General features: G+C 59.8%; 20 protein-coding genes. 11 read left to right on the forward strand and 9 right to left on the reverse strand.

The window, feature by feature from the left end; all coding sequences use genetic code 11:
• Positions 1-234: 234 nt before the first annotated feature.
• Entirely contained in the window at positions 235-1,080 is an 846-nt protein-coding gene (locus tag ACZZ0B_RS11240; protein WP_463546929.1) for a site-specific integrase, read from the forward strand.
• Here the strand turns inward: ACZZ0B_RS11240 and ACZZ0B_RS11245 are convergent, their stop codons facing one another.
• The 8 genes from ACZZ0B_RS11245 to ACZZ0B_RS11280 all read right to left on the reverse strand — a co-directional run bounded on the left by ACZZ0B_RS11245 (position 1,081) and on the right by ACZZ0B_RS11280 (position 11,312).
• A complete protein-coding gene (locus ACZZ0B_RS11245; protein ID WP_463545189.1) occupies positions 1,081-2,139 on the reverse strand; it encodes an ABC transporter ATP-binding protein in 1,059 nt (352 codons plus the stop codon). It lies immediately after the preceding gene.
• Positions 2,136-3,731, reverse strand: a complete 1,596-nt coding sequence (locus ACZZ0B_RS11250) for an ABC transporter permease (protein WP_463546930.1) — start codon at positions 3,729-3,731, stop codon at positions 2,136-2,138. Before ACZZ0B_RS11250 ends, ACZZ0B_RS11245 begins: the two co-directional genes overlap by 4 nt.
• A 3-nt stretch (positions 3,732-3,734) precedes the next feature.
• Positions 3,735-4,748, reverse strand: a complete 1,014-nt coding sequence (locus tag ACZZ0B_RS11255; protein ID WP_463545190.1) for an iron ABC transporter substrate-binding protein — start codon at positions 4,746-4,748, stop codon at positions 3,735-3,737.
• Between the two features lie 211 nt (positions 4,749-4,959).
• Complete coding sequence (locus ACZZ0B_RS11260; RefSeq protein WP_463545191.1) at positions 4,960-5,511, reverse strand: PqiC family protein; 552 nt, start codon at positions 5,509-5,511, stop codon at positions 4,960-4,962.
• A 16-nt stretch (positions 5,512-5,527) separates the two neighbouring features.
• Positions 5,528-7,183, reverse strand: coding sequence for a PqiB family protein (locus tag ACZZ0B_RS11265; protein WP_008086011.1), 1,656 nt, complete (start codon positions 7,181-7,183; stop codon positions 5,528-5,530).
• Positions 7,184-7,411: 228 nt separating this feature from the next.
• Positions 7,412-8,713, reverse strand: a complete 1,302-nt coding sequence (locus ACZZ0B_RS11270) for an NAD(P)/FAD-dependent oxidoreductase (protein ID WP_463545192.1) — start codon at positions 8,711-8,713, stop codon at positions 7,412-7,414.
• Positions 8,710-9,798, reverse strand: a complete 1,089-nt coding sequence (locus ACZZ0B_RS11275) for a polyamine ABC transporter substrate-binding protein (protein WP_440093824.1) — start codon at positions 9,796-9,798, stop codon at positions 8,710-8,712. Before ACZZ0B_RS11275 ends, ACZZ0B_RS11270 begins: the two co-directional genes overlap by 4 nt.
• A 155-nt stretch (positions 9,799-9,953) precedes the next feature.
• Complete coding sequence (locus ACZZ0B_RS11280; RefSeq protein ID WP_045123278.1) at positions 9,954-11,312, reverse strand: glutamine synthetase family protein; 1,359 nt, start codon at positions 11,310-11,312, stop codon at positions 9,954-9,956.
• A gap of 162 nt (positions 11,313-11,474) precedes the next feature.
• On the opposite strand from ACZZ0B_RS11280, the gene ACZZ0B_RS11285 reads away from it, so the two are divergent.
• The 4 genes from ACZZ0B_RS11285 (at position 11,475) to ACZZ0B_RS11300 (ending at position 16,388) form a co-directional block, all read left to right on the forward strand.
• Complete coding sequence (locus ACZZ0B_RS11285) at positions 11,475-12,374, forward strand: helix-turn-helix domain-containing protein (RefSeq protein ID WP_463545193.1); 900 nt, start codon at positions 11,475-11,477, stop codon at positions 12,372-12,374.
• Positions 12,375-12,464: 90 nt separating this feature from the next.
• Positions 12,465-12,974 carry a sigma-70 family RNA polymerase sigma factor gene (locus ACZZ0B_RS11290; RefSeq protein ID WP_463545194.1) on the forward strand — a complete coding sequence of 170 codons (510 nt, stop codon included), beginning with the start codon at positions 12,465-12,467 and terminating at the stop codon, positions 12,972-12,974.
• The gene (locus ACZZ0B_RS11295) at positions 12,974-13,921 is read left to right on the forward strand and encodes a FecR domain-containing protein (RefSeq protein WP_463545195.1); all 948 of its coding nucleotides are present in this window, start codon (positions 12,974-12,976) and stop codon (positions 13,919-13,921) included. The genes ACZZ0B_RS11290 and ACZZ0B_RS11295 overlap by 1 nt, the downstream gene beginning before the upstream one ends.
• 67 nt (positions 13,922-13,988) lie before the next feature.
• Entirely contained in the window at positions 13,989-16,388 is a 2,400-nt protein-coding gene (locus tag ACZZ0B_RS11300; RefSeq protein ID WP_463545196.1) for a TonB-dependent siderophore receptor, read from the forward strand.
• A gap of 153 nt (positions 16,389-16,541) precedes the next feature.
• Here the strand turns inward: ACZZ0B_RS11300 and ACZZ0B_RS11305 are convergent, their stop codons facing one another.
• Positions 16,542-17,438, reverse strand: a complete 897-nt coding sequence (locus ACZZ0B_RS11305; protein ID WP_158831434.1) for a LysR family transcriptional regulator — start codon at positions 17,436-17,438, stop codon at positions 16,542-16,544.
• A gap of 133 nt (positions 17,439-17,571) precedes the next feature.
• On the opposite strand from ACZZ0B_RS11305, the gene ACZZ0B_RS11310 reads away from it, so the two are divergent.
• Genes ACZZ0B_RS11310 through ACZZ0B_RS11335 form a run of 6 tightly spaced genes read left to right on the forward strand, consistent with a single transcriptional unit; the run spans position 17,572 to position 23,746 of the window.
• The gene (locus ACZZ0B_RS11310; RefSeq protein WP_463545197.1) at positions 17,572-19,107 is read left to right on the forward strand and encodes an AMP-binding protein; all 1,536 of its coding nucleotides are present in this window, start codon (positions 17,572-17,574) and stop codon (positions 19,105-19,107) included.
• Positions 19,100-19,360, forward strand: a complete 261-nt coding sequence (locus ACZZ0B_RS11315) for an acyl carrier protein (protein WP_463545198.1) — start codon at positions 19,100-19,102, stop codon at positions 19,358-19,360. Before ACZZ0B_RS11310 ends, ACZZ0B_RS11315 begins: the two co-directional genes overlap by 8 nt.
• A 29-nt stretch (positions 19,361-19,389) precedes the next feature.
• Positions 19,390-20,517 (forward strand): acyl-CoA dehydrogenase family protein, encoded by a 1,128-nt coding sequence (locus ACZZ0B_RS11320; protein ID WP_463545199.1) that lies wholly within the window; start codon positions 19,390-19,392, stop codon positions 20,515-20,517.
• A 38-nt stretch (positions 20,518-20,555) separates the two neighbouring features.
• On the forward strand, positions 20,556-21,737 hold the full coding sequence (locus ACZZ0B_RS11325; protein WP_463545200.1) for an acyl-CoA dehydrogenase family protein: 1,182 nt from the start codon (positions 20,556-20,558) through the stop codon (positions 21,735-21,737).
• Positions 21,738-21,743: 6 nt separating this feature from the next.
• Complete coding sequence (locus ACZZ0B_RS11330) at positions 21,744-22,952, forward strand: MFS transporter (RefSeq protein WP_158831424.1); 1,209 nt, start codon at positions 21,744-21,746, stop codon at positions 22,950-22,952.
• Positions 22,949-23,746: an alpha/beta fold hydrolase gene (locus ACZZ0B_RS11335; protein ID WP_463545201.1), complete on the forward strand. Its 798-nt coding sequence runs from the start codon at positions 22,949-22,951 to the stop codon at positions 23,744-23,746. The genes ACZZ0B_RS11330 and ACZZ0B_RS11335 overlap by 4 nt, the downstream gene beginning before the upstream one ends.
• Positions 23,747-23,773: the final 27 nt, after the last annotated feature.

The following is a 23,773-nucleotide window of genomic DNA, read 5'->3' on the forward strand; positions in this document are numbered from 1 at the left end:
GCCATACAGCCACCGTTCAGACTTCCTCCGTTCATCGGCACTTTTAATAGAAAAGTCCTACGGAAAAGTCGTTCCTTATATAAGTTTCTTTGCACTTTTAAGTTGTTTTGTTGAACTGTTTTCTATTCAAGGCCGTTTCGTTTGATTGACTTGTCGAGTACTGAATCCACCCCGTCCAACACTAATCCGCTGACGCTGTATCTGGCCCGTCTGGCGCCGTCCAGCCAACTGACCATGCGGTATGTCTTGCAGGACGCCGCCGACCGCCTCGGTTTCGAAGACGTCGACATCGAGGAAATCCCCTGGCACGGGCTGCAGCCCGAAGACGTCATCGCGCTGGTCGCCGCGTTGCGCGCCGACGGTTATGCGCCAAATACTTCTTCGCTGTATGTGAATGCCGTGCGCGGCGTAATGAATGAAGCCTGGCGCATGAGCCTGATCGGTCAGGACCATCTGCTGAAAATGCGTTCGGTCAAAGGTATTGCCGGCACGCGTTTGTCCCAGGGGCGCAATTTGAAGCGCACGCTGATTCACGAACTGATGGAAGTCTGCGCCGCCGACCCACGTCCGCAGGGCCTGCGCGATGCGGCGGTGATCGCCTTGTTGTACGGCACCGGCATGCGCAAATCGGAGTCGGTGGACCTGGACTTGAATCAAGTCGACTTCCGCGAACGCAGCCTGACCGTCACCGGCAAGGGCAATAAACAACTGATCAAATATGCGCCGACGTGGGCGTTCGACAAGCTCAATAAATGGCTGGAGTTTCGCCGCGAGCAACTCAAGGAAGGCGAGAGCGACGATGCCTTTCTGTTCAACCGCATCCGTCGCGGCAGCCACATCACCCGCGAGCGCATCACCAAACACGCGATCTATTACATTGCCCGGCAGCGCGGCACCCAGGTCGGGGTGAAGATCATGCCGCACGATTTCCGCCGTTCGTTCATCACTCGGGTGATCGAGGAGCACGACCTGTCGATCGCGCAGAAACTGGCGCACCACAGCAATATCCAGACCACCGCCAACTACGATGTGCGTGACGACAACGAACGGCGGCGGGCGGTGGATCGCTTCGACCTGTGATCAGGACGCGGTGAACACGTGAGCGGCGCCGAGCACTGACAATTGCACCGGGCTGCCGGCGGGTGGCGCGTGCATGCCGGAGCTGCGCACTAACAGTGAGCGCCCCGGATCCTGACTGGTTGACGAGCGTAGTTCGACGGTCAACGTGCAGGTGTTGCCGGCAAAATCGCGCTCGGTGACCACGGCATGGCAACCCTGATTACCGATGACTGCGCCGCCCACCTGCAGTTGCTCCGGTCGCAGCATGATCTGCGCGTCGCCAATGAAACCGTTGCTGTCGACCGGCACCGGGCCGAGGTCGCAATGGGCCAGCCCGGATTCAATGCGCGCGGGCATCACCACGGCTTCTCCGAGAAAATGCGCAGTTTGCTCATCGTGCGGGTACCGATACAAATCCATCGGATGTCCGGACTGCACCAGACGCCCGCCACGCATCACCGCCAACTGGTCGGCAAACGACAACGCTTCGCCCTGATCGTGGGTGACCAGAATCGTCGTGACGCCCGCGTCTTCGAGCAAGCGCGCGACCATTTTGCGCATGGCGCTGCGCAGGCCGGTGTCGAGCGCCGAGAACGGTTCATCGAGCAGCATCAATCGCGGCTGCTGGGCCAGTGCGCGAGCCAGCGAAACCCGTTGCTGCTGACCGCCGGACAATTCATGCGGCCAACGGTTGGCCATGTTGGTATCCAGAGAAACGCTGTCCATCAGTTGTGCGATACGTTCGGTTTTTGCCGATCCTGTCAGGGCCAGACCAAAACCGATGTTGGCAGCGACGGTCATGTGCGGAAACAGCGCGCCGTCCTGCGGCACATAGCCAATCTGCCGCTGATAAGCCGGTACGGCGTGGGTGCTGTCGACCAGCACCTGACCATTGAGCATCAGGCTGCCGGCGTCGGGAAATTCGAAGCCGGCGATCATCCGCAACAGCGTGGTTTTGCCGGAGCCCGACGGGCCGACAATCACCGTGCGGCTACCGGTCGGGACGGACAGGCAGATGTCGTCCAGCGCTTGCTGCGCGCCAAAGGCTTTGCTCAGGGAGATCAGTTCAAGTGCGTTCATCGGCCAGCGGTGCGCCTGGATTGGTGGTAGAGGATGGCCGTCAGCGGCAGCGATAACAGCACCATCAATAGTGCGTAAGGCGCTGCGGCGGCGTAATCGATTTCACTGGTCATGGCCCAGAAACCGGTGGCCAAGGTTCGGGTGCCGTTGGGTGCGAGCAGTAAAGTCGCGGTCAATTCATTGGTGATCGCCAGAAACACCAGGGCGGCGCCGGCCGCCGCGCCGGGAGCAGCGAGGCGCAAGGTAATCAGCCACAACGCGCGCAGCGGCGAACGGCCGAGGCTTTGCGCGATGTTCTCCAGTTCTACCGGGGCCTGGGCAAAACCGGCACGCAGGCTGACCAGTGCGCGTGGCAGAAACATCAGCAGATAGGCGAGCAGCACCGTAATCGTGGTCTGGTAGATCGGCCGGGCGAAATGGATGGTCACGGTCACCAGTGCCAGCGCCACGACAATCCCCGGCAGCGAACTGGTGATGTAATTGCAGCCTTCCAGCAGGCGCTGCAATTTGCCCGGCGCGCGGATCGACAGCCAGGCAATGGGGATCGCCGCGAGGCTGGTCAGCAACGCGCCGGCCACGCCGAACGACAGGGTTTGCAACAACGCGGGCAGCAACTCATCGCTTTCCCAGACCTCTACACCGCCGGCGACCAACCAGCGGCCCAGCGTCAGCAACGGTACGCCAAGGGCGAGCAGGCACGTCAGCACTTGCAGACCCAACCCAAGCGCTTTGGCGCCGCGACTCAACAACACCGTGCGTTGTTCGCGCGCGCTGCCAGAACCCACGCGGGCATAACGTGCCTTGCCCCGCGCGGCAGATTCGACGGTGAGCATGGCCAGACAACACAGAGCCAGAACCCCCGCGAGCATGTTCGCCGCCGGGCCGTTGAAGGTCGATTTGAACTGATCGAAAATCGCCGTGGTGAAGGTGTCGAAGCGAATCATTGCGTAGAGCCCGTATTCGGCCAGCAGATGCAGACCGACCAGCAACGCACCGCCACAAATCGCCAGGCGCAACTGCGGCAGCACCACGCGGAAAAACACCGCCCAGGGCTTGAGACCGAGGGATTCGGCAACGTCTTCTATCGCTGGATCGAGTCGCCGCAAGGTCGCTGCAGCCGGCAGATAAAGGAACGGGAAATAGGCGATCACCGACACCAGCACTCCGGCCGGCAATCCATGGATCGATGGAATCAGGCTGACCCACGCATAGCTGTGCACGAACGCCGGCACCGCCAACGGCGCCACTGCAAGCAATGACCACAGGCGCCGCCCGGGCAGGTTGCTGCGTTCGGTCAGCCACGCCAGCGTCGTGCCGAGCACAATGCACAAGGGCAGGGTGATCAACACCAGCAGCACCGTGTTGATCAGCAGTTCGCCAACCCTTGGGCGAAACACCAGGGCTTCGATAGTCGCCCAACCGGTCGCCCACGACACGCCGATCACAAACGCAGTCGGCAGCAACGACAGCAGTGAAACCGTGATCGCCAGCGCAACCACCCACGACCCCCCGCGCCCGTTGAGGGCGCGGATTTTCAGTGGCAGGTGAGCGGAAGACGCCGCAGCGATTTCCGCCGGTAAAGGTTCCGGGATCACTTACAGAATTCCCGCCTGGGTCATCAGCTCGACGGCTTTCTTGCTGTCGAGTTTCGATGCATCGACTTTTGGCGCATCTAGCTCCTTCAACGGCGTCAGTTTAGAATTCGAAGGCGCGTCTTTGCCCACCGCGTATTCAAACGAGGTGCCGCTGTGGAGAATTTCCTGGCCTTCCTTGCCGGTGATGTATTTGACGAACTTCTGCGCGTCTTCCTGATGTTTGCTGGAGGCCAGCACGCCGGCGCCGGAGGTACTGACGAACGCGCCGGGGTCCTGATGCTTGAAGTAGTAGAGCTTGGTGTTCTTGCTGTTTTCGCCGGTTTTGGACTGATCGACGAAGCTGTAATAGTGGTAGATCACGCCGCTGTCGATCTGCCCGGCATTCACCGCTTTGAGCACGGCGCTGTTGCCGCGATACACGGTGGCGTTGGTCTTCATGCCTTTGAGCCAGTCGAGCGTGGCGGCTTCGCCTTTCTGCTCAAGCACCGCCGCGACGATGGCCTGGAAATCGGCACCGGCCGGGGAGGCGGCCCAGCGACCTTTCCACTCGGGTTTGGCCAGATCGAGCAGGGATTTCGGCAGGTCTTTTTCCGCCAGTTTGGCCGGGTTGTAGACGAATACGGTTGATCGCGCGGCGATGCCGATCCACTGGCCATGCGCCGGGCGGTAAGCCGCTTCCACCTGTTCCAAGGTGGCTGGCGCAATCGGCGCAAACAGCTTGGCGTTGTCGACCAGCACCATCGCCGGGGAGTTCTCGGTGAGGAATACGTCTGCCGGGGAAGCCGTACCTTCCTGAACCAGTTGATTGCCCATTTCGGTGTCATCGCCATTGCGGATGGTCACCGGAATGCCGGTTTCTTCGGTGAAACCAGCGACCCAGGCCTTGGTCAGGCTTTCATGCTGGGCGTTGTAGACCAACAAGCCAACGCCGTCGGCAGCCCACAGTGGGGCGGAACCGAGCAGGGCGGTGGCCAGTGCGGCGTGTTTCAGGAAGGCGGGAAGGTGTGGACTCATGGGCGGGCTCCTGGCTTTTTATACGTTATGGGCAAGCCTTCGCCGGACGTGAGGCGAAGGGTTTGCATTGTTGAGTCGCGGGCAAATCAGGCTGACAGATGAGAAAAAACCGCCAAAAAGACGGTTAATACATGTCATTCCTATTCAGATTAGCAGCGACTCGCCGACGCACGAGAGCCGTGCGTCTTAAGCTGGAGCCAGAAGGTGTGATTCAGGAGGAAGACGGGCAGCCGCGCGGGTTGCCTGCCGCCTGACTGATGAGTGCAGCCAGGCGTTTGACGTTGTTTTGCTGAGCGGTCACCAGCTCATTGATGCTCGGCCCTGACGGCGTTTGCAAAGTCGAGCGGCAAGTGACCAGGCCACTGTCGGTGTCACCCAGCGGACGCAGCCGCCATTTCGCATCGATCAGAGCGTATTGGCCGGGGATCGAATCAAAACGTTGCACCTCGATGCGCACCGACACATCGCCGCGACCGCTGGAATTGCTCAGTTGATCGACCAGTGCACTGCGCAGCTCATCCGCCAGACTCGCGCCCCACCATTGAGTTTCAAGGATCGCCAAACCGCTGTTGCCCTGGCGAATGACAATTTGCGGGCGGTCGACCTGCGGCGGTACGGTGATGGCTTCAATCGGGATTTGCGCCCCGGGGCGGGCGCTGCCCACTTGCACCGGCGTCAGCGTATGAAAACTGATCGGGTCGCTGCGGCACGCGCCGAGCAGCATGCAAGCAGCGAGCACGGTGATCTTCAGCGGTAAAGCCATGGTTAAGCTCCTGTGCTCAATTGCGTGGCGGTCCTTTCAGGTCCAGCGGCGCTGCGTTGTCTGGGCGACCGCGAATCAGCGATTCCGGATGGCGACCGAGGTAATCCGAGAGTTCACGCAGGGAGCGCGACATGCGGCCGAGTTCGTCGAGGGTCTCGGTGAGCTTTTCGCGTTGCGGTGAATCTTCGGCCAGGGTCGAGCTGGCGGACTGTAGGGTTTTGCTGACGTCGGCGAGGGTGTTTTGCACGCCCGGCAAGGTCTTCGCGTTGAACTGGGTCAGGCCTTTGCGCAGTTCGACCAGGTTGCTGTCGAGGTTGCTGGCAATGCGATCAACCGGCAGCTTGTTGAGTTTGTCGACCACGGCTTCGAGTTTTTCCTGCAACTGTTCAAGGCTACCCGGCACGGTCGGGATCATCACCGGGCGCAACGTCGGATCGAACGCGACTTTCTCGGCTTTCGGGAAGAAGTCCAAGGCAACGTAAAGCTGCCCGGTCAGCAGATTGCCGCTGCGCGCCTGCGCACGCAGGCCATTGTCGATAAAGGTACCGATCAGACGAATACCGGCCGCTTCGTCGTTGGGGTCATGCTTGAAAGCGGTGAGCATTTTGCCGTAGGCCATGCCCAGGCGCTGCGGGTAAATGACGATGCCGACGTTGAGCGGGAAGCTGCGTTTTTTCGCATCGAAATCCAGATTGATCCCGACCACTCGGCCGATCTCCATGCCAAGGAACTCCACCGGCGCATCAACTTTCAGGCCGCGCAGGGATTGGTCGAAGCGCAGACTCAAGTACTGCGCCTTGCCGTTGGGCGGGGCGAGTGCGGTGCTCTGCTCGGCGAACAGTTCGAAGTCTTTGTCTTCGGCCGCTGCGACGTCGTTGGGGCTGTATTCCGGAGCGCGGAAGGCGATGCCGCCGACCAGCAGGGTCGAGAGCGATTCGGTCTTCACCGCAAAGCCGTTGGCGCCGACATTGACGTCGATGCCGCTGGCGTTCCAGAAACGTGTGTTTTCGGTGACGAAGGCATCGTTCGGCGCATGGATGAACACTTCGATATTGACGCCTTTGCCGTCGGGGTCGAGGGCGTAAGTGACGACTTGGCCAACCGGAATCTTGCGGTAGTAAACGGGGGAGCCGATGTCCAGCGATCCGAGGTCTGAGGCATGCAACATGAAGCGTTTGCCGGGCTCGCCGTAGGTAATGGGGGGCGGGTTTTCCAGGCCTTTGAAGTTTTTCGCGCGGGCATTGGACTGGCCGATGTCGGCACCGATGTAGTCACCGGAGAGCAGGGTGTCGATGCCGGAAACACCGCCGGCGCCGATCCGTGGGCGCACGACCCAGAACTGCGAGTCTTCACGGGTGAAGGTTTCGGCCTGTTTGGCCAGCTTGATGGTGGCGTTGACGCTTTTCTGGTCATCGCTCAACTCGACATCCGTGACCTGGCCGACAACCACGTTGCGGTACTTGACCTCGGTCTTGTTCGCCGTCAGCCCGCTGCCGGTCTTGAAGGTGACCACGATGGTCGGGCCTTCCTGGAGGATGTTGTGCACGACCAGCGAGATGCCCACCAGCACGGCCACGATCGGCACGATCCAGACCAGTGAGATGCCGAAACGGCGGGTTTTGATGGGGGCCTGGCCTGGTGCTCGCGGCTCGTCGGTGGCTGACGACTTCATCCATGTCCTCCTCGATTGATTGGGCACTGAGCGTCAGGAACGCAAAAGCACCTCATCAATATAGAAGTGCTTGGCGATAGAGCAAATCTGTATAGCGCATATGCCGCTATTGATCGTTCCCACGCTCCGCGTGGGAACGCAGCCCGTGACGCTCCGCGTCACTGGACGCAGAGCGTCCCTTGAGGCATTCCCACGCGGAGCGTGGGAACGATCAGATTGGGTAGGGGGTTAGCCAAGGATTTCGCGCAGGCGATACCAGAACATGCCCAGCGCCAACAGGGGCGAGCGCAGCGCCGGGCCGCCGGGGAAGGTCATGTGCGGCACGCCGCTGAACACGTCCATACCTTGGCTGTGCCCGGCATGAATGGCTTCGCCGAGCAGTTTTGCGCACCAGTGGGTGACGTTCAGGCCATGGCCGGAGTAGCCCTGCGCATAAAACACATTCGGATGCTGCTTGAGCCGCCCGACCTGCGGGAAACGGTTGGCGGTGATGCCGATCTTGCCGCCCCACTGGTAATCGATGCGCACGTCGGCCAATTGCGGGAAGACCTTAAGCATCTTCGGCCGCATATAAGCCGCGATGTCCGCAGGATCGCGCCCGGAATAATGGCAGGCACCGCCGAACAACAAGCGCCGGTCAGCCGAGAGCCGGTAATAATCGAGACCGACTTTCTGGTCGCACACTGCCAGATTCTGCGGGATCAGTTGCGCGGCGCGCTCCTCGGACAACGGTTCGGTGGCAATGATGTAACTGCCGGCCGGCAGCACTTTGCCACTGAGTTGTTGTTCGAGTTCATCCAGATGCGCATTGCAGCCGAGCACCAGGCTGCCGGCACGCACCGTGCCATGGGCACAACGCACCTGCACGGTCGCGCCATGGATGATTTCCAGCACCTGACTTTGCTCGAAGATCCGCACGCCAAGGGAGGCCGCCAGCCGCGCTTCGCCTTGCACCAGATCCAGCGGATGCAGATGCCCGGAACCCATGTCCACCAGCCCACCGGCATAGATCTCGGAGTTGACCACTTGCTGGCGAATCTGCTCCGGGCCGATCAGGCGGGTTTCGTGGGCATAACCGAGTTCGGCGAGGTCGACCAGTTCTTCCTTGAATGCATCGAACTGCGCAGAGGTGTTGGCCAGATCGCAGAAGCCCCAACGCAGGTCGCACTCGATGCCGTGGTCGCCGATGCGCTGGCGCACCAGTTCCACCGAGTCGATGCCGGCGCGCTGCAAGTAACGCACGCCGTCCTGGCCGACATACTTGGCGAAGCCGTCGACGTCATGGCCAATGCCACGAATCAACTGCCCGCCATTACGCCCGCTGGCGCCCCAACCGATGCGCCGGCCTTCGATCAGAATCACCGAAAGCCCGCGCTGTGCCAGTTCAATGGCCGTGTTGACCCCGGTGAACCCGCCGCCGATCACGCAGACATCGGCGCTCAGCTCACCTTCCAGTTGCGGATACGCTGTGGTCGCCCGCGCTGAAGCTGCGTAGTAGGAGCGGGCGTGTTCTTCGGTGTACTGATTCATTTGTTCGACTTCACTTTGCTCCAGGAGCGGGTCATCAGACGCATGATCGCCTGGGGCGGGGTGGTAGAGATGTAGAGCTTGTCGAGCACTTCCTGTGGCGGATACACCTCAGGGTTGTTGACCAGCTCCGGATCCATGAACTGCTTGGCGGCCGGGTTCGGGTTGGCGTAACCGACCGAAGCGCTGACCTTGGCAATCACTTGCGGATCGAGCAGGTAATTGATGAAGGCGTGAGCTTCTTTGGTGTTGCTCGCATCGGCCGGAATCGCCAGCAGGTCGAACCACAGGTTGGCGCCTTCTTTCGGGATGGCGTAGGCGATGTTCACGCCGTTCTTCGCTTCCTTGGCGCGGTTGGCGGCCTGGAACACGTCGCCGGAATAACCGAAGGCTACGCAGATGTCACCGTTGGCCAGATCCGAGACGTATTTGGAGGAATGGAAATAGGTGATGTACGGACGAATGCTCAGCAGTTTCGCTTCGGCTTTTTTGTAGTCTTCGGGGTTTTCGCTGCGTGGGTCCATGCCCATGTAGTTGAGCACCGCAGGGAAGACTTCGTCGGCGGAATCCATCATCGACACGCCGCACTGGGTGAGTTTTTTCAGGTTCTCGGGTTCGAACAGCACAGCCCAGGAATCGATGTGATCGATGCCCAGCACTTGCTTGACCTTGTCGACGTTGTAGCCGATGCCGTTGGTGCCCCACAGGTACGGCACCGAGTGCTCGTTGCCCGGGTCGTTTTTCTCCAGCAGTTCAAGCAGCTTCGGATCAAGGTTCTTGAAGTTCGGCAGTTGCGCGCGATCCAGTTTGAGGAACGCCCCGGCCTTCACCTGACGAGCGAGGAAGTGGTTGGATGGCACGACCACGTCGTACCCGGTGCGCCCGGCGAGGAGCTTGCCTTCGAGGGTTTCGTTGGAGTCGAAGACGTCGTAGATCACCTTGATCCCGGTTTTTGCCTGGAAGTCGGCGAGGGTGGTTTCGCCGATGTAGTCGGTCCAGTTGTAGACGCTGACCTGGGGCTGGGCGTGTGCTCCAACGCTGCACATCAGGGCCAGAGCGGCGGGTACCATGGATTTCAACAGACGCATATCGACACCTCTAATTTATTGGACTTTTCAGGTGGTTCGCTAATCCTGTGGGAGCGGGCTTGCCCGCGATGAGGCCGGCAGCTTCGACATCACTGCTGAATGTGCCGCCGCCATCGCGGGCAAGCCCGCTCCCACAGGTTTTGTGCAAATTTGAATTAAACGCTGAGCATCAGGAACTCACGCTCCCACGAGCTGATCACGCGCTTGAAGTTTTCATGCTCGGCACGCTTCACCGCGACGTAACCACGGACGAACTTGTCGCCCAGATATTTCGCCACGGTTTCGCACTCTTCCATCTGCGTCAGCGCTTCTTCGATGGTGATCGGCAAACGCAGGTTGCGGCGTTCGTAGGCGCGGCCCTGTACCCCGGCGCTCGGCTCGATGCCATCGACCATGCCGATGTAACCGCAGAGCAGGCTCGCGGCAATCGCCAGATACGGGTTGGCATCCGCGCCCGGCAAGCGGTTTTCCACGCGCATCGCCTCAGGGCTGGAAGTCGGCACACGCAGGCCGACGGTGCGGTTTTCTTCGCCCCATTCGACGTTGACCGGCGCCGAGGTATCCGGCAGGAAGCGGCGGAACGAATTGACGTTCGGCGCGAACATCGGCAGCACTTTCGGGATGTACTTCTGCAAACCGCCGATGTAATTGAGGAACAGCTCGCTCATCTGCCCGTCTGCGTTGGCAAAGATCGGCTTGCCGGTGGCGATCTCGACCACGCTCTGGTGAATGTGCATGGCGCTGCCGGGCTCATCGCCGATCGGCTTGGCCATGAACGTCGCGGCGACGTTGTGCTTGAGCGCGGCCTCACGCATGGTGCGTTTGAACACGGTGATCTGGTCGGCCAGATCCAGCGCATCGCCGTGGCGGAAGTTGATTTCCATCTGCGCCGGGCCGTCTTCGTGGATCAGCGTGTCGAGGTCCAGGCCTTGCAGTTCGCACCAGTCGTAGACGTCTTCGAACAGCGGATCGAATTCGTTGGCGGCATCGATGGAAAACGACTGACGACCGCTTTCCGCACGGCCCGAACGGCCCAGCGGTGCCTTCAGCGGCAAATCCGGGTCTTCGCAACGTTGGGTCAGGTAGAACTCCATTTCCGGCGCAACAATCGGCTTCCAGCCTTTGTCGGTGTACAGCTGCAAGACTTTCTTCAGCACGTTGCGCGGCGACAGTTCGATCGGGTTGCCGAATTTGTCGAAGGTGTCGTGGATGACGATGGCGGTTGGTTCGATCGCCCATGGAATCACGTAGACCGCGTCAGCCACTGGTTTGCAGACCATGTCGATGTCGGCAGGATCGAGCAGGTCGTAGTAGATGTCGTCGTCGACAAAATCCCCGGTTACCGTTTGCAGCAGCACACTTTCCGGCAGGCGCATGCCTCGCTCATGCAGGAACTTGTTGGTCGGTGCGATCTTGCCGCGGGCAATGCCGGTCAGGTCGCTGACCACACATTCGACTTCGGTAATCTTGTGATCTTTCAGCCACGTGAACAGCTGATCGAAAGGGGCATTCATAAAGACCTCGTTATTGGTTTTATAGACGCCGGGGAGGGCGGGTTTCATCTTCCGCCCCTTCCCCTGTGGCGCGTTGACGACTATCTTGGGCGAGCCTTGCAGTTCCATCTATCCACTTTAAGCAGCACCAAAGCGCACCAAAAGAGTGCGCAAGGTCACCCCATGACAACGTGCAATCCGCTCCAGGTACAAGCGTTCAACACCGCCGATGTCGCTGAACAAGTCCGCGTGACACCGGGTTGGGTACAGCATTACCAACAGATGTCGCCAGGCCATTTCGCCGGGCAGATCCGCTATCTGGATCTGCAAGGCGTCGAGGTCTACGAAGAGCAGATGAACACCCGCGTCGAGCAGAATTTCAGTGCGCCGTCGGGGGCGCTGGCGTTCTGTTTTGATCGCAGCGACAACGCGCTTTATCTGCTCAATGAAGACAGTCGCAACATCTGGATCACCCCGGAGAACTACCAGGAAATCGCCGTGGTGTTCGGCCCTGAGTTCGTTCGCCAGCACGGTCTGGACGTGGCAAAACTGGAAGGGATGTTCATGACCCAGCTCAACTGCGGGCAGAACGCCTTGTTCAGTCGCTGGTTAAGCTCGACTCTCACGAAGTTGTCGCAAGCTGTTGATCCGCTTGATAAAGATGGTCTAACCAAGCAGCTGTTGGATGACTGTCTATTCATCCTCGACAATGCGCGGGTGTGTCTGGACGGCGGCGGCTTGCAGCGGCGCACTGAAGAGCGCGCCATCATGAAACGCGTCGGTGATTGGGCGGCGGACTCAGCGGAAGAGACCCTCAATCTGCTCGAACTCTCGCAGGTTGCGGGCGTGTCATTGCGTCAGTTGCAACAGGCCTTCAAGGCCTACACCGGCATGACGCCCAGCCACTGGTTACGCCTGCGCCGGTTGAACAGCGCCCACCGCGAACTGCTCAAGCGTCGCCCCACGGAAACCACCGTTGCCGAGGTGGCCATGCAGTGGTCGTTCTGGCATCTGGGACGGTTTTCAAGCAGTTATCGGGCGTTGTTCAAGGAATTACCGAGCGAGACGCTAAAGCGCTCTTGAATGCCGTAGCGGATAAAAAGGCTTTGTGTCGGCGCGCAAGTTAAATAGAATCACTCTCATTTGACACTGACTTCGCGCAGGACTCTTGAGATGACTGAAGCAGCGACGCCATCGCCGCAGCACCTGCACGAACTGTATCGCGATCATCAAGGCTGGCTGGAAACCTGGCTACGGCGGCGCATGGGCAATGCCTGGGATGCGGCGGACCTGAGTCAGGACACCTTTGTGCGTGTGCTCTGCAGTGCGCAACCGATTGCCGACATGCGTGAGCCACGGGCGTACCTGTTGACCGTCGGCAAACGCCTGCTGAGCAATTTCTACACGCGTCGCAGCCTGGAAAAAGCCTATCTCGAAGCCCTCGCGCAATTGCCCGAAGAATGCGTGCCGTCGCCCGAGCAACGTTGGGTGCTTTTGGAAACCCTGCAAGCGCTGGATGAATTGCTCGATGGCTTGCCGCGAGCAGTGCGTAAGGCGTTTCTATGGAGTCAGCTCGAAGGCCTGGGTTATCGCGAGATTGCCGAGCGCTTGAAAGTTTCCGAGCGAACAATAAAACGTTATATGACAACGGCTTACGAGCATTGTTTGATGCTAGATCTATGATGAGAACAGCGCCCGGTAATGAAGCGCGGGAAGTGGCGCGCGCCGCCGCGCAATGGCTGGCGTTGCTCGAATCGGGTGAAGCCAGTGAAACGGATCACTCGCGGCTGAAGGCCTGGCGCGACAGCGACAGCCGCCACGAAAACGCTTGGCAGAAGATCCAGTTGTTGCGCCAGCGTTTTTCCAGTCTGCCCGCAGAATTGGCCATGGCCACACTGGATCGCCCGGACCTGGCGCGGCGTGCGGCGCTGAAACGGGCGCTGGCTCTGGCCGCATTGGTGCCGACGGCGTGGCTGATCAGTCGCCAACTACCGTTGGACGTCTGGCGCGCCGATTTGCACACCAGCACCGGCGAACACAAACAGATGCAGCTGGCCGATGGCAGCACCTTGCAACTGAACACCGCGAGTGCGGTGAATGTCGATCTCACCAGCCGTGAACTGACCCTGGTGCGCGGCGAAATGGCGCTCAACGTTCGTGGCGGCGCGGCGCTGACGATCAATGCGCCTTACGGCCGGATCATCGTCAGCCGTAGCGAAGTCTGCGTGCGTCTCAACGAGCGTGATTGCAACGTATCGGTGCTCAGCGGATCGGTGCAATTGCAGCCGTTGCACGGGCCTTTGCTGCAACTGAATGCAGGGCAACAGATTAACCTGCAAGCCTCAGGCGCCGGTTTGGTCACGCCTTACGACACGAAAATGCCCGGCTGGCGCGACGGCGTGTTGATGGCGCAGAACCAGCCACTGGGCGACTTCCTGCGCGAGTTGAGTCGTTATCGCTCAGGGTTGTTGCGGTGGGAGCCGGCCCTGGAAAGCCTGCGCATCACCGGCAGTTTCCGTCTCGACGACACCGATAAAGTGCTGGCGCTGCTGGCGGCAAGCTTGCCGCTGGAGGTGCATTCGCGTACGCGTTTCTGGGTCACGCTGACGCCGCGAAAAAATATCGTCTGAAGCCTGTCCCTTTTCTTCGCCTTACCGGTCATTGCAGGTAAGTGAACAAAATCGAGAGCTTCTTCCAATGCCCGCAGTATTCCCAAGTCGTTTGCGTCCGTTGTTGCAGTTGAGCTTCGTGCTGAGCCTGAGTGCCAGCCCGGTATTGATGCAATCCAGTTGGGCCGATGACGCCCGGCGCAATTATCAGGTGCCCGCCGGCAGTCTGAGTGCGGCGCTGACGCGTTTTGCCGGGTTGGCCGGGGTCAATCTGTCAGTCGATCCCGCACTGGTGAGCGGCCGCAACAGCAATGGCCTGGCCGGTGAATATGGCGTGGAAGAGGGCTTCACTCGGCTGTTGTCGGGCAGCGGTCTGCAATTGCAACCGGTGGGCGATCACGCTTACACGTTGATTCCTGCGGCCGATGGCAGCAGCCTGCAATTGGCGCCGACTTCGATTCTCGGTGCGACCGGCACAACCGACGCCGATGTGTTTGCCGGTGGACAGGTGGCGCGCCGGGGCTCACAGGGTTTGCTGGGCTCCAGGGACTTCATGGAAACCCCGTTCAGCATGACCACTTACACCAGTGAGGCGGTGAAGAACCAGCAGGCGCGTACCTTGGGCGACCTGATCGGCAGCGACCCGTCAGTGCGCGCGACCAACCCGGCGGGTGGCCGCTATGAGCAGTTCACCATCCGTGGTTTCAGTCTGTTCAACAGCGACGTTGCCTATAACGGCCTCTACGGCGTGTTGCCGACCTACACGATCGACATGGAGATGGCCGACCGCGTCGACATCCTCAAAGGCCCGAGCCAGTTGATCAACGGCATTTCGCCACGGGGCAGTGTCGGTGGGGGGATCAACGTGGTGCCCAAGCGCGCCAGCGACCAGCCGATCACCTCGTTGACCGCCAACTACGCCTCCAATAATCAGCTCGGTGGCGCCGTGGACGTCGGTCGCCGTTTTGGCGAAGACAACCAGTTCGGTTTGCGCTTCAACGGCGTCAAACAGTCCGGTGACACGGAGTGGGATCATCAAAGTGTCGACCGTGACATGGCGGTGCTCGGCCTCGATTTTCGCGGCGAACGCCTGCGCCTGTCGACGGATATCGGCCACACCGAACGCGACACCGATGCACCGCAGGAACGCGTGCAAGTCGCGGCCAATGCCAAGGTGCCGAGCGCGAACAATGTGCATCGCAACTACGCGCAACCGTGGAGCCAGGCGAAAACCGAGGACACCTTCGGCACGCTCAATGCCGAGTTCGATGTCAGTGATTCGGTAATGCTGTACGGCGGCGTCGGTGCGCGCAAAAGTAATCATGACTTCTTGCGCCACGCCGTATCCGTGACCAACGACGCCGGTGATTTCAGCGTTCTGCCGCGCGACTTCACCCGCGACGAAAACGTGCGCACGGCCACGGCCGGTGTGCGCAACTGGTTCCATACCGGGCCGGTGAGCCACGAGGTCAACCTCGCGGCCAGCTATTTCTACATGGATTTCGAGAATGGCGGTGCGCGCTACGCCACCGGGCGCAGCAACCTGTATGAGCCGGTGGAAACGGCAAAACCCGGCACACCGACGCGCTACGACGCCAAGGTCTACACCGAAAACCGCTTCAGCGGCGTGGCGTTGTCCGATACGCTGGGGTTCTTCGACGATCGATTGCTGTTGACGCTGGGCGCTCGCTGGCAACGGGTGAAAGTCGATGACTGGAGCGATGACGTCAAAGGCGACACGGCCTACGATGAAGAAAAAGTCTCGCCCTCGGGCGGCATTCTGTTCAAGGCGACGGACAAGTTGTCGCTGTACGCCAACTACATGGAAGGCCTCAGCCAAGGCAAGATCGCCCCTTCGACCTCGATCAACGAGGACGAAATCTTCCCGCCGTTCATCAGTCGCCAGGTTGAAGTCGGCGCCAAGTACGACGCGGGTGCCTACGCGCTGACCGCCGCAGTATTCCGGATCAAACAGCCCGCTTACGAAACCAATGCCACGACACGCGTCTTCGGCCCCAACGGCAAACGCCAGAACGACGGGGTCGAACTGAGCGTGTTCGGCGAGCCGTTGAAAGGCTTCCGGCTGTTGGGCGGCGTGATGTTCATCGACAGTGAACTGACCAAGACCACCAACGGCACGTTCGACGGCAATCGCGCGCCGGCGACCCCGAAATACAACGTCAATCTGGGCGCCGAATGGGACGTGCCGACCGTGCAGGGACTGACGTTGACCGGGCGCGGAATTTATTCCAGCTCGCAATATCTGGATCAGTCCAACGAGAAGCAAATCGACGCCTGGGAGCGTTTTGATGTGGGCACGCGCTATGCCTTCAAGGTCGATGAGAAAACCGTGACCTTGCGCGCCAATGTCGAGAACGTGCTGGACAAGCGTTACTGGAGTTCGGCGGGGGCTTCGGATGACAGTGAACCGGGGTTGACCCTGTCGACGCCGCGAACTTATCTGTTGTCGGCGACTGTGGATTTTTGAGTGGCTGTAATTTAGCGAAAGCCCAAGGACGGGCTTTCAAACAGGAAATGGTTATTGTCCTTTTGTATGCCTGAAAAACAATGAGTAAGCATTCGTGATTCAAGTATCGAGTCCGAACTTTACTGAATGCCTGCAGGTCGTTGGATCACGACGTTATTCCAGATTATTGCCCCCTTGATTGGCCAGCAATTCAAGCCATTGTTGTGCCGCCACCGACAGTTGCGAGTTCTTGCGCCAGATGGCAACCAGTTGCCACTGAAGTTCGGCGCATTCAAGCGGGACAATTTCCACACCGGGCGGAATATGGTGTTGCGCCAAAAGTCTGGGCAGTACCATAAGGCCCGCATTCGCAGCCACCAATGACAGGCAAAAAGCCAGGTTGTCACTCTTGGCTACTTGCAGACGGCTGACGTCCAGATCAGGGCAACAGAGCTTGATGCGGTGATTGAGAATGGAGGCGCCTTGTAACTGGACCCATGGGTGATGCGCCAGATCGGGCAGACTCAGCCGATGGCGGCTGGCAAGTGGGTGGCGCGGCGGCAGGACGACAACCAGTGGTTCCTCGCAAATCGGCAGCCACGCGAGTTCCTCGTCATCCGGGCGCAGGCTGATTGCCAGTTCTATTTCGCCCTTGCGCACAGCGTCTTCCAGCGCTTGCCCACCTTGTTCGCGCAACTGCAGTTCCACTTGCGGGAAGCGCTGCCGAAACTCGGTCAACACAAAGGCAATGTGATCGGTACTGCCTAGCGGCGGCAGGCCCAGCTTAAGCACGCCGGTGACGAGGCTATTGAGCAGGTTGACGTCGGTGAGCATTTGCTTGCTGCGACTGAGTATGCGTTTGGCGTGGTGGAAAACCACTTCACCCGATGGCGTCAAACGTGATGGCACGCCTGGACGGCTGCGCACCAGCAGCGTCGAGCCCAGTTCTTCTTCAAGCTGTTGCACCGCTTTGCTCAGCGCCGGTTGCGTGACATGAATATTGTGGGAGGCCTTCGAGAAGCTTCCATGCTCCGTCACTTCGACGAAGTAGCGTAAGTTTTTCAGATCCATCTTGTATGCCATTTCCGCATAGTGTTTATAAAAATTGTTCATTCACTCTGGTTGGAAGAATCCTTCTACTATCGCCACCCCAATTGCCCTGGTGCCACGACAGGACATATCAATTTGGAAGTAGAGGCCAACCGTGTTCAATGATTGTATTCGGCTTGATCAGGCACTGGTTGCGGCTGCACAGCGTTATCCGCAGAGATCGGCACTGGAAGCGCAAGATGGCACATTCAGCTACGAACAACTTAACGGAACAGTTAATAAGTTATGTGAGTTGATGCGGGTGCAAGGCGTTCAGCCGGGCGATCGAATAGGCATTTATATCGCCAAAAGTGCAAGCGCTGTTGTGGCCATTTATGCCGCATTGAGGCTGGGCGCATTAGTTGCTCCGATGGATATCAAGGACCCCGCGGAACGGGGCGCACGCATGTTGGCCAACGCCGACCTGGATTTTTTGCTGGCAACTGTGGCAAGCCAGGCCGCAGCGGCCAGGGTGGTTGCCATTCATGGTCAGGCTGGCGATGTTCGCACAGTGGACGGGCTATTGCTGTTTGCCTTGCCAGGGCAACCGCAACGACATGCCGGGGACGAGGGCGGTTATGTCTTGTTTACCTCGGGCAGTACCGGTTCGCCCAAGGGCGTATGCCTGACCCACGCCAACGTCTTGCATTTTTCTGCCTGGGCAGCCCGCACGGTGGCTCTGAGTTGCGAGGATCGGGTGGGCTCACAAGCGGCACTCACCTTCGATCTGACGACCTTCGACCTGTTCTCGACCGCACTGGCGGGAGCCTGTCTTTGCCTGATGCCAGACTTCTTGAAGATGTTTCCTCGCGATGTCACGCGTTGGCTGGATGAGCAGCGTATCTCGGTGTTTTACGCCGTCCCGACCTTGTATCAGATGCTGTTGCAGCAGGGGGCAATCGAGCAGGCGCGGCCATCGGCTCTGCGCGCTGCGTTGTACGCCGGTGAACCATTCCCGCCACAGCTGCTGGCACGCTATCTGACGGCATTCCCCGACTTGCCGTTTTACAACCTGTATGGCCCCACCGAGACCAATGTGTGTACCGCAGAACAGGTGAGCCTGGCGGGTGTCGACACGGTTTTACCGTCAATCGGCTGGGCAATCGAGGGGGTAGAAGTCGAGCTTATCGGCGAGGACGGTCGCGCGGCTGCGCAGGGCGAGATTTTCGTTGCTGGCCCAACGGTCTTCGCCGGTTATCTGGTCGACGGCATCTGCCGCGATGCCCGTAAGAACGTGTATTTCCGCGATGGCGTGCAAAGGCTGGCCTATGGCACAGGGGACATCGGCTATCAGGCGGCCGATGGTCGTTTTCATTTGCAGGGCCGCCGTGATCATCAGGTCAAGCGCCGCGGTCACCGTATCGATCTGCTCGACATCGAAAGTGCGGTACTGGCGTTGCCCGGCATTGAAACGGCGGCGGTCGTGGTTCGCCAAGGCACAACGCCGGAGGCCGAAATCTGGGTACATGTGGTGAGTGCCGGCGCCAGTCGCGCAGACATTCTTCGCGGCTTGAACAGTGCATTACCCAAGAGGATGCAACCGGATGGCATTCGTATGGCGCGAAAGCTGCCCGCGACGGCCAACGGCAAAATAGATCGACGTGCTTTGGGCATGTTGAGCGTAAACATGGAAGAGATAGGCAATGAATAACATTGAAGCGCTGTGCTTGCTGATCCAGGCAAATCTGCTGACCCAATACCAAGGTGAAGACCTTACCGTGTTGCCCGATACGGCTCTGCTGGAGGAGGGCTGGCTGGACTCTCTGACCATCATCTCCATCGTCACCGACGTCGAGAGAAAGTTCGGCATCGCGTTTCCGGAAGAAAAAGTCATCGCCGCTTCGTTTCGCACGCCGGCCACGTTGTGGGCCGTGATTGAAGCCAACCGGGTCGAACTCGCTTGAGTCTGTGCAGATAACAGAGAGGGCGAGTCATGCTGTTCGTAAACGAAGACAAAACAGTTGAGCAAACCGTGCAGGAGAGTTGCTTGCAAGGGCAGGCGTTGCGGCCTGAACTGGAAGGCAAAACCTTCCGGGAGCAATGGTTGCTGGCCGCCAGGACCGGCTTGCTGCGTGCCTCGGATGGCACAGTGACCAACAAGCTGGCGATGGTGGAAGGATTGGGCCTGAGCGGCATCAGTCCAGCCCTTTGCTATGCGCTGGCGTCACAGTTGTTTGGTATGCAATTGCCGATGCAGGCCTGGCTGAATGCCGAGCAGCGCAGACAACTGGCAGGCCTGGAAGACGGCGAGACAGTGTTGTGTCACGCGCTGACTGAGGCACATGGCGGCAGTGATCCGATGTCGATGGAAACCGTGGCACAACGCCAGGCGGATGGTAGCTATCGATTAACTGGCGAGAAACGCTTCATCACCGCCGCCCCGGTGGCGGATCACGCGTTGGTGTTCGTCCGTACCGGCAAGGGCCGATCTCCCTTCGACTTGTCCGTCGCACTGGTTGACCTCTCGGCGCCAGGCGTGGTGCGCGGTGCTCCGCTGGACAAGACCGCGTTGCCCGGCGTGCCGATGGGAGTGTTGAGCTTTGACGGCGTACGGCTGGAGGAGCACAGCCTGCTGGGCGGCGAGGGCGCGGGTTTCTCTGTCATGACCGCGACCACCACGTGGGAACGCGCGTTGTTGATGGGTTATGCGCTGGGGCCGATGCGCCGAATGCTCGATCAGACAGTCGCGTGGAGCCGGGAGCGCACCCACTTCGGTCGATCGATGAGCGCCAGTCACCTGGTGGCGGGGCACGTGGCTGACATGAGCCTGTACCTCTATCGCTCGCGAAAACTGCTCTACGGCATTGCGCGACGCATCGACGCCGGGGTGACTGTGCGCCAGCTGAGCGGTGAGGCGGCGATGGTCAAGATATCGGTTTCCGAAGACTTTACGCGGCTGTCGCAGTTGGCCGCTCAGTTGGGTGGCGTGCGCTCTTACATCGGCGATTCCGGTCGCGCGATCGATCTCATCAGCCCACTGGCTTCAATGACCTATGCGGGGGTGAACGATCTGCTCCGCATCAGCGTTGCGCGCCAGGCTGGTTTGCCCGTCGAGAACTGAGCGCTTTGCGCTTCTGAAAAAATAGAAGGTCAACGTTTATGGCTTTGCCAGATCAAATCGATGAAATTTTCGCCTTGGTAGATCGCATCGGTACCCAGTTGGTCGACTTGGCGCCGTTGGTGGATAACCAGCAATCGGACAGTCGCGAAAGCTATCAACTGATCAAGGAGTCGGGACTTTTAGGCTTGCTGATCCCTCGCGAGGCGGGGGGCGCAGGTCTGAATTATCTGCAATACAGCCAGGTTCTGGCGCGACTTGCGCAGTATGACGCGGCGACGGCGCTGGGCTTCAACATGCACAACGTGGCGCTTGGCTCGTTGTGCGAGTCGGCGGGGAAAACGCTGTCAGTGGCGGCGGATGCCTTTCGCGCCTGGGTATTCGACGAGGTGATCGCGCACAACAAGATGTTCGCTTCGGCGACGTCGGAGCTGGGCAGTGGCGCGCGCTTGCGAGGTATCCAGACCCATTACCGGGCGCATGCCGGCGGCTTTCTGCTCAACGGCAGCAAGTCGTTCGTGTCGTTGGCGGGCGCTGCGGACTACATCGTTGTCACGGCAAAACCTGAAGGCAACGATAGCGATAGCGAGATCAGCCACTTCGTGGTCGGACGCCACGACGAAGGTGTGCAGTGCGGACAGGTGTGGGACGGGTTTGCCATGAACGGCACTCAGACCGCCAGCATGACGTTCGAGAATGTGCTGCTCACCCGCCAGCGTTTGTTTCTGGCCGTCGAAGGCATGTCTTTATTCAAACTGGTACGTGAGCCCCACTGGATGATTGCCGGCTATACCGGCGTCTATTTCGGGATCGCCACTGCGTTGCTGCAACACATCACCGAAGGCGTGCGCGCCACGCCTTCCCAGCGCGAATCCAGCGCAATCCATCAAGAAGTCGGCAGGCTGTCAGCGGAGCTGCAAGCCGGGCGCGCGCTGCTCAATCATGCAGGCACACTCATTGTGGAGCGGCGTGGAACGATCGAGGCGAATGCTGCTGTGCATGCGGCCAAATACTTCATCGGTGAACTGGCGCCGAAGATGGCCATGGCGGCGGTGAAGATCTGTGGTGCGAGCACCTTGAATCGCAGCCGGCCACTGGAACGATTGCTGCGCGAATCGTTTTTCTGCAGTGTCATGCCAGCCAAGCCGATGGACTGTCTGGAGTACTTGGGCAAAGCCCAGTTGGGGGTCAATCTGTTCGATACTCGACAGATTGACTGGTAACGGCTCATGGGCATTTCGCACCGATTCAACCGCGCCGTCTGGCTCAGCACTTATCTGTTGTTAGTGGTGATGATGGTGGGCACGTTGCCGACGCCTCTTTATCCGCTCTACGCCAGGCAACTGGACTTGTCGCCGTTCTGGGTGACGTTGGTCTTTGCCTCCTACGCACTGGCGATACTGTTCAAGCTGCTGATATTTGGCCGACTGTCCGATCTGCTCGGCCGACGCGTGGTGCTCGGGCTCGGGATCGGATTGACGCTGGCGAGCCTGCTGAGCTTTTTGCTCTGGCCGACGTTAGTCGGCTTGTTCGTTGGCCGCCTGTTATCGGGGATGGCTGTCGGGTTGATGGTGGGCGCCAGCACGGCCTATCTGGCCGAATTGCTGGGGAATCGGTCGCTCGCGGCGTTGATCGCCAGCTTGAGCAACATGGGCGGGCTCGGCTTTGGCGCACTACTGTCTGGCTGGGTGGCAGAGCAGGCGGCGCAACCGCTCCACGCCAGTTATGTCGTATTGCTGTTGATGCTGTTGCCCGCTGTGCTGTTGCCCTGGCTGCCGGAAACGGTGATCCATGGCGGTTCTCGTCCGCCGCTACGGTTGCAGCGCCTGCGGATACCGAGCGAGATGCGGCAGGCCTTTATGGCCGTGGCGATGTCGGTGCTGTGCGGCTTCAGCTTTCTCGGTCTGTTCGCCGCGCTGGCTGGTCGTTTCCTGGCGGTCGGGTTGCATCAGAGCGGCATTCTGTTGAGCGGCAGCATTGTATTCCTGGCGTTTTGCAGTGCTGCCATCGGCCAGTTGCTGGTGTTGCGCATGGCGCCCCGGCGAGTTGTCCCAGTGGGTGTATTGCTGCTGCCGGTGGCGTTGGCCAGTGTCTGGCTGGCCTTTGAATTTACCTCCCTGACGTTATTTCTCGGTGGCGCGGTGCTGGGCGGGATGGGCGCGGGCATGGTGCTGCGTGGCGGGTTGGGCCTGGTGACGATGTTGTCGCCTGCCGATCGCATGGCGGAAGTCAGTTCGGCGTTTTTCGTCGCGGCCTATCTGGGGTTGATTGTGCCCGTGGTCGGGGTGGGCCTGCTGTTGTCCGTATGGGAGATGTCTTCAACCATAGGCTTGTTCGGCGGGTTAGTGACGCTGATGGCCATTTTCAGTAGCCGCGCGGTGCTGGCGCTAGGTTCAGCGCCGGAGCCAGATTTGGCAATTGCAGTAGAGAGTGAATGATGGCGACGATCTCGCTAAGTGGTGGTGATATTGACTATTTGCTGATCGACGGGGATGCCGATCGTCCTCCGCTGGTCCTGCTGCATGAGGGCCTCGGATGCATTGCGATGTGGCGACGTGTCCCGTATCGACTGGCAGCCATGACCGGGCGTCGAGTGCTCGCTTACAGCCGTTTTGGCTATGGCCATTCGTCTCGCGCAGCGTTGCCACGCCGATCAGACTATATGCATGTGGAGGCACAGCAGGTATTGCCTGAACTGCTGGCGAAACTGCAGTTACGCAACCCTCTGCTGGTGGGGCACAGCGATGGCGCCTCCATCGCATTACTCCACGCGAGCAGATTTCCTGTTGCCGGGCTGGTGCTGTTCGCGCCGCATGTGTTCGTCGAGTCGATCACATTGAGCGGCATTGCCGCCGCACGAAATTCGTTCCTGGACGGGAGTCTGGAACGGCAACTGGCTCTGTTTCATCCCGACCCCAAAGCCGTATTTGTGGGGTGGAGCAGCGTCTGGGCTGCCGATGATTTTCTTGAGTGGAATATTGAGCATTGCCTGGCCGATATCGATTGCCCTGTCTTGGTGTTGCAGGGCGATCGGGACGAATACGGAACGCTGGCACAACTCGATTCCATTGAGCAAAAGATACCCGCAGCGGTCACCCGGCATTGCCTGATGGATTGCGGACACTCTCCGCATCTCGATCAGACGGAGCACACACTTGACCTGATCGTCGAATTCGTTGGCCAGATGACGGGCACCTCGCCCAGAGCCGAACTCGCGTCAGCGTCGCTTTAAAAGGTATTTCCTTCATCGCTATTGGCA

Source organism: Pseudomonas sp. AC247 (genome assembly GCF_979258015.1).

Coding starts and splice junctions, on each gene's coding strand:
- ACZZ0B_RS11240 (WP_463546929.1), top strand. CDS start 235: ATGCGGTATGTCTTGCAGGACGCCGCCGACCGCCTCGGTTTCGAAGAC.
- ACZZ0B_RS11245 (WP_463545189.1), bottom strand. CDS start 2,139: ATGAACGCACTTGAACTGATCTCCCTGAGCAAAGCCTTTGGCGCGCAG.
- ACZZ0B_RS11255 (WP_463545190.1), bottom strand. CDS start 4,748: ATGAGTCCACACCTTCCCGCCTTCCTGAAACACGCCGCACTGGCCACC.
- ACZZ0B_RS11260 (WP_463545191.1), bottom strand. CDS start 5,511: ATGGCTTTACCGCTGAAGATCACCGTGCTCGCTGCTTGCATGCTGCTC.
- ACZZ0B_RS11265 (WP_008086011.1), bottom strand. CDS start 7,183: ATGAAGTCGTCAGCCACCGACGAGCCGCGAGCACCAGGCCAGGCCCCC.
- ACZZ0B_RS11270 (WP_463545192.1), bottom strand. CDS start 8,713: ATGAATCAGTACACCGAAGAACACGCCCGCTCCTACTACGCAGCTTCA.
- ACZZ0B_RS11275 (WP_440093824.1), bottom strand. CDS start 9,798: ATGCGTCTGTTGAAATCCATGGTACCCGCCGCTCTGGCCCTGATGTGC.
- ACZZ0B_RS11280 (WP_045123278.1), bottom strand. CDS start 11,312: ATGAATGCCCCTTTCGATCAGCTGTTCACGTGGCTGAAAGATCACAAG.
- ACZZ0B_RS11285 (WP_463545193.1), top strand. CDS start 11,475: ATGACAACGTGCAATCCGCTCCAGGTACAAGCGTTCAACACCGCCGAT.
- ACZZ0B_RS11290 (WP_463545194.1), top strand. CDS start 12,465: ATGACTGAAGCAGCGACGCCATCGCCGCAGCACCTGCACGAACTGTAT.
- ACZZ0B_RS11295 (WP_463545195.1), top strand. CDS start 12,974: ATGAGAACAGCGCCCGGTAATGAAGCGCGGGAAGTGGCGCGCGCCGCC.
- ACZZ0B_RS11300 (WP_463545196.1), top strand. CDS start 13,989: ATGCCCGCAGTATTCCCAAGTCGTTTGCGTCCGTTGTTGCAGTTGAGC.
- ACZZ0B_RS11305 (WP_158831434.1), bottom strand. CDS start 17,438: ATGGATCTGAAAAACTTACGCTACTTCGTCGAAGTGACGGAGCATGGA.
- ACZZ0B_RS11315 (WP_463545198.1), top strand. CDS start 19,100: ATGAATAACATTGAAGCGCTGTGCTTGCTGATCCAGGCAAATCTGCTG.
- ACZZ0B_RS11320 (WP_463545199.1), top strand. CDS start 19,390: ATGCTGTTCGTAAACGAAGACAAAACAGTTGAGCAAACCGTGCAGGAG.
- ACZZ0B_RS11325 (WP_463545200.1), top strand. CDS start 20,556: ATGGCTTTGCCAGATCAAATCGATGAAATTTTCGCCTTGGTAGATCGC.
- ACZZ0B_RS11330 (WP_158831424.1), top strand. CDS start 21,744: ATGGGCATTTCGCACCGATTCAACCGCGCCGTCTGGCTCAGCACTTAT.
- ACZZ0B_RS11335 (WP_463545201.1), top strand. CDS start 22,949: ATGATGGCGACGATCTCGCTAAGTGGTGGTGATATTGACTATTTGCTG.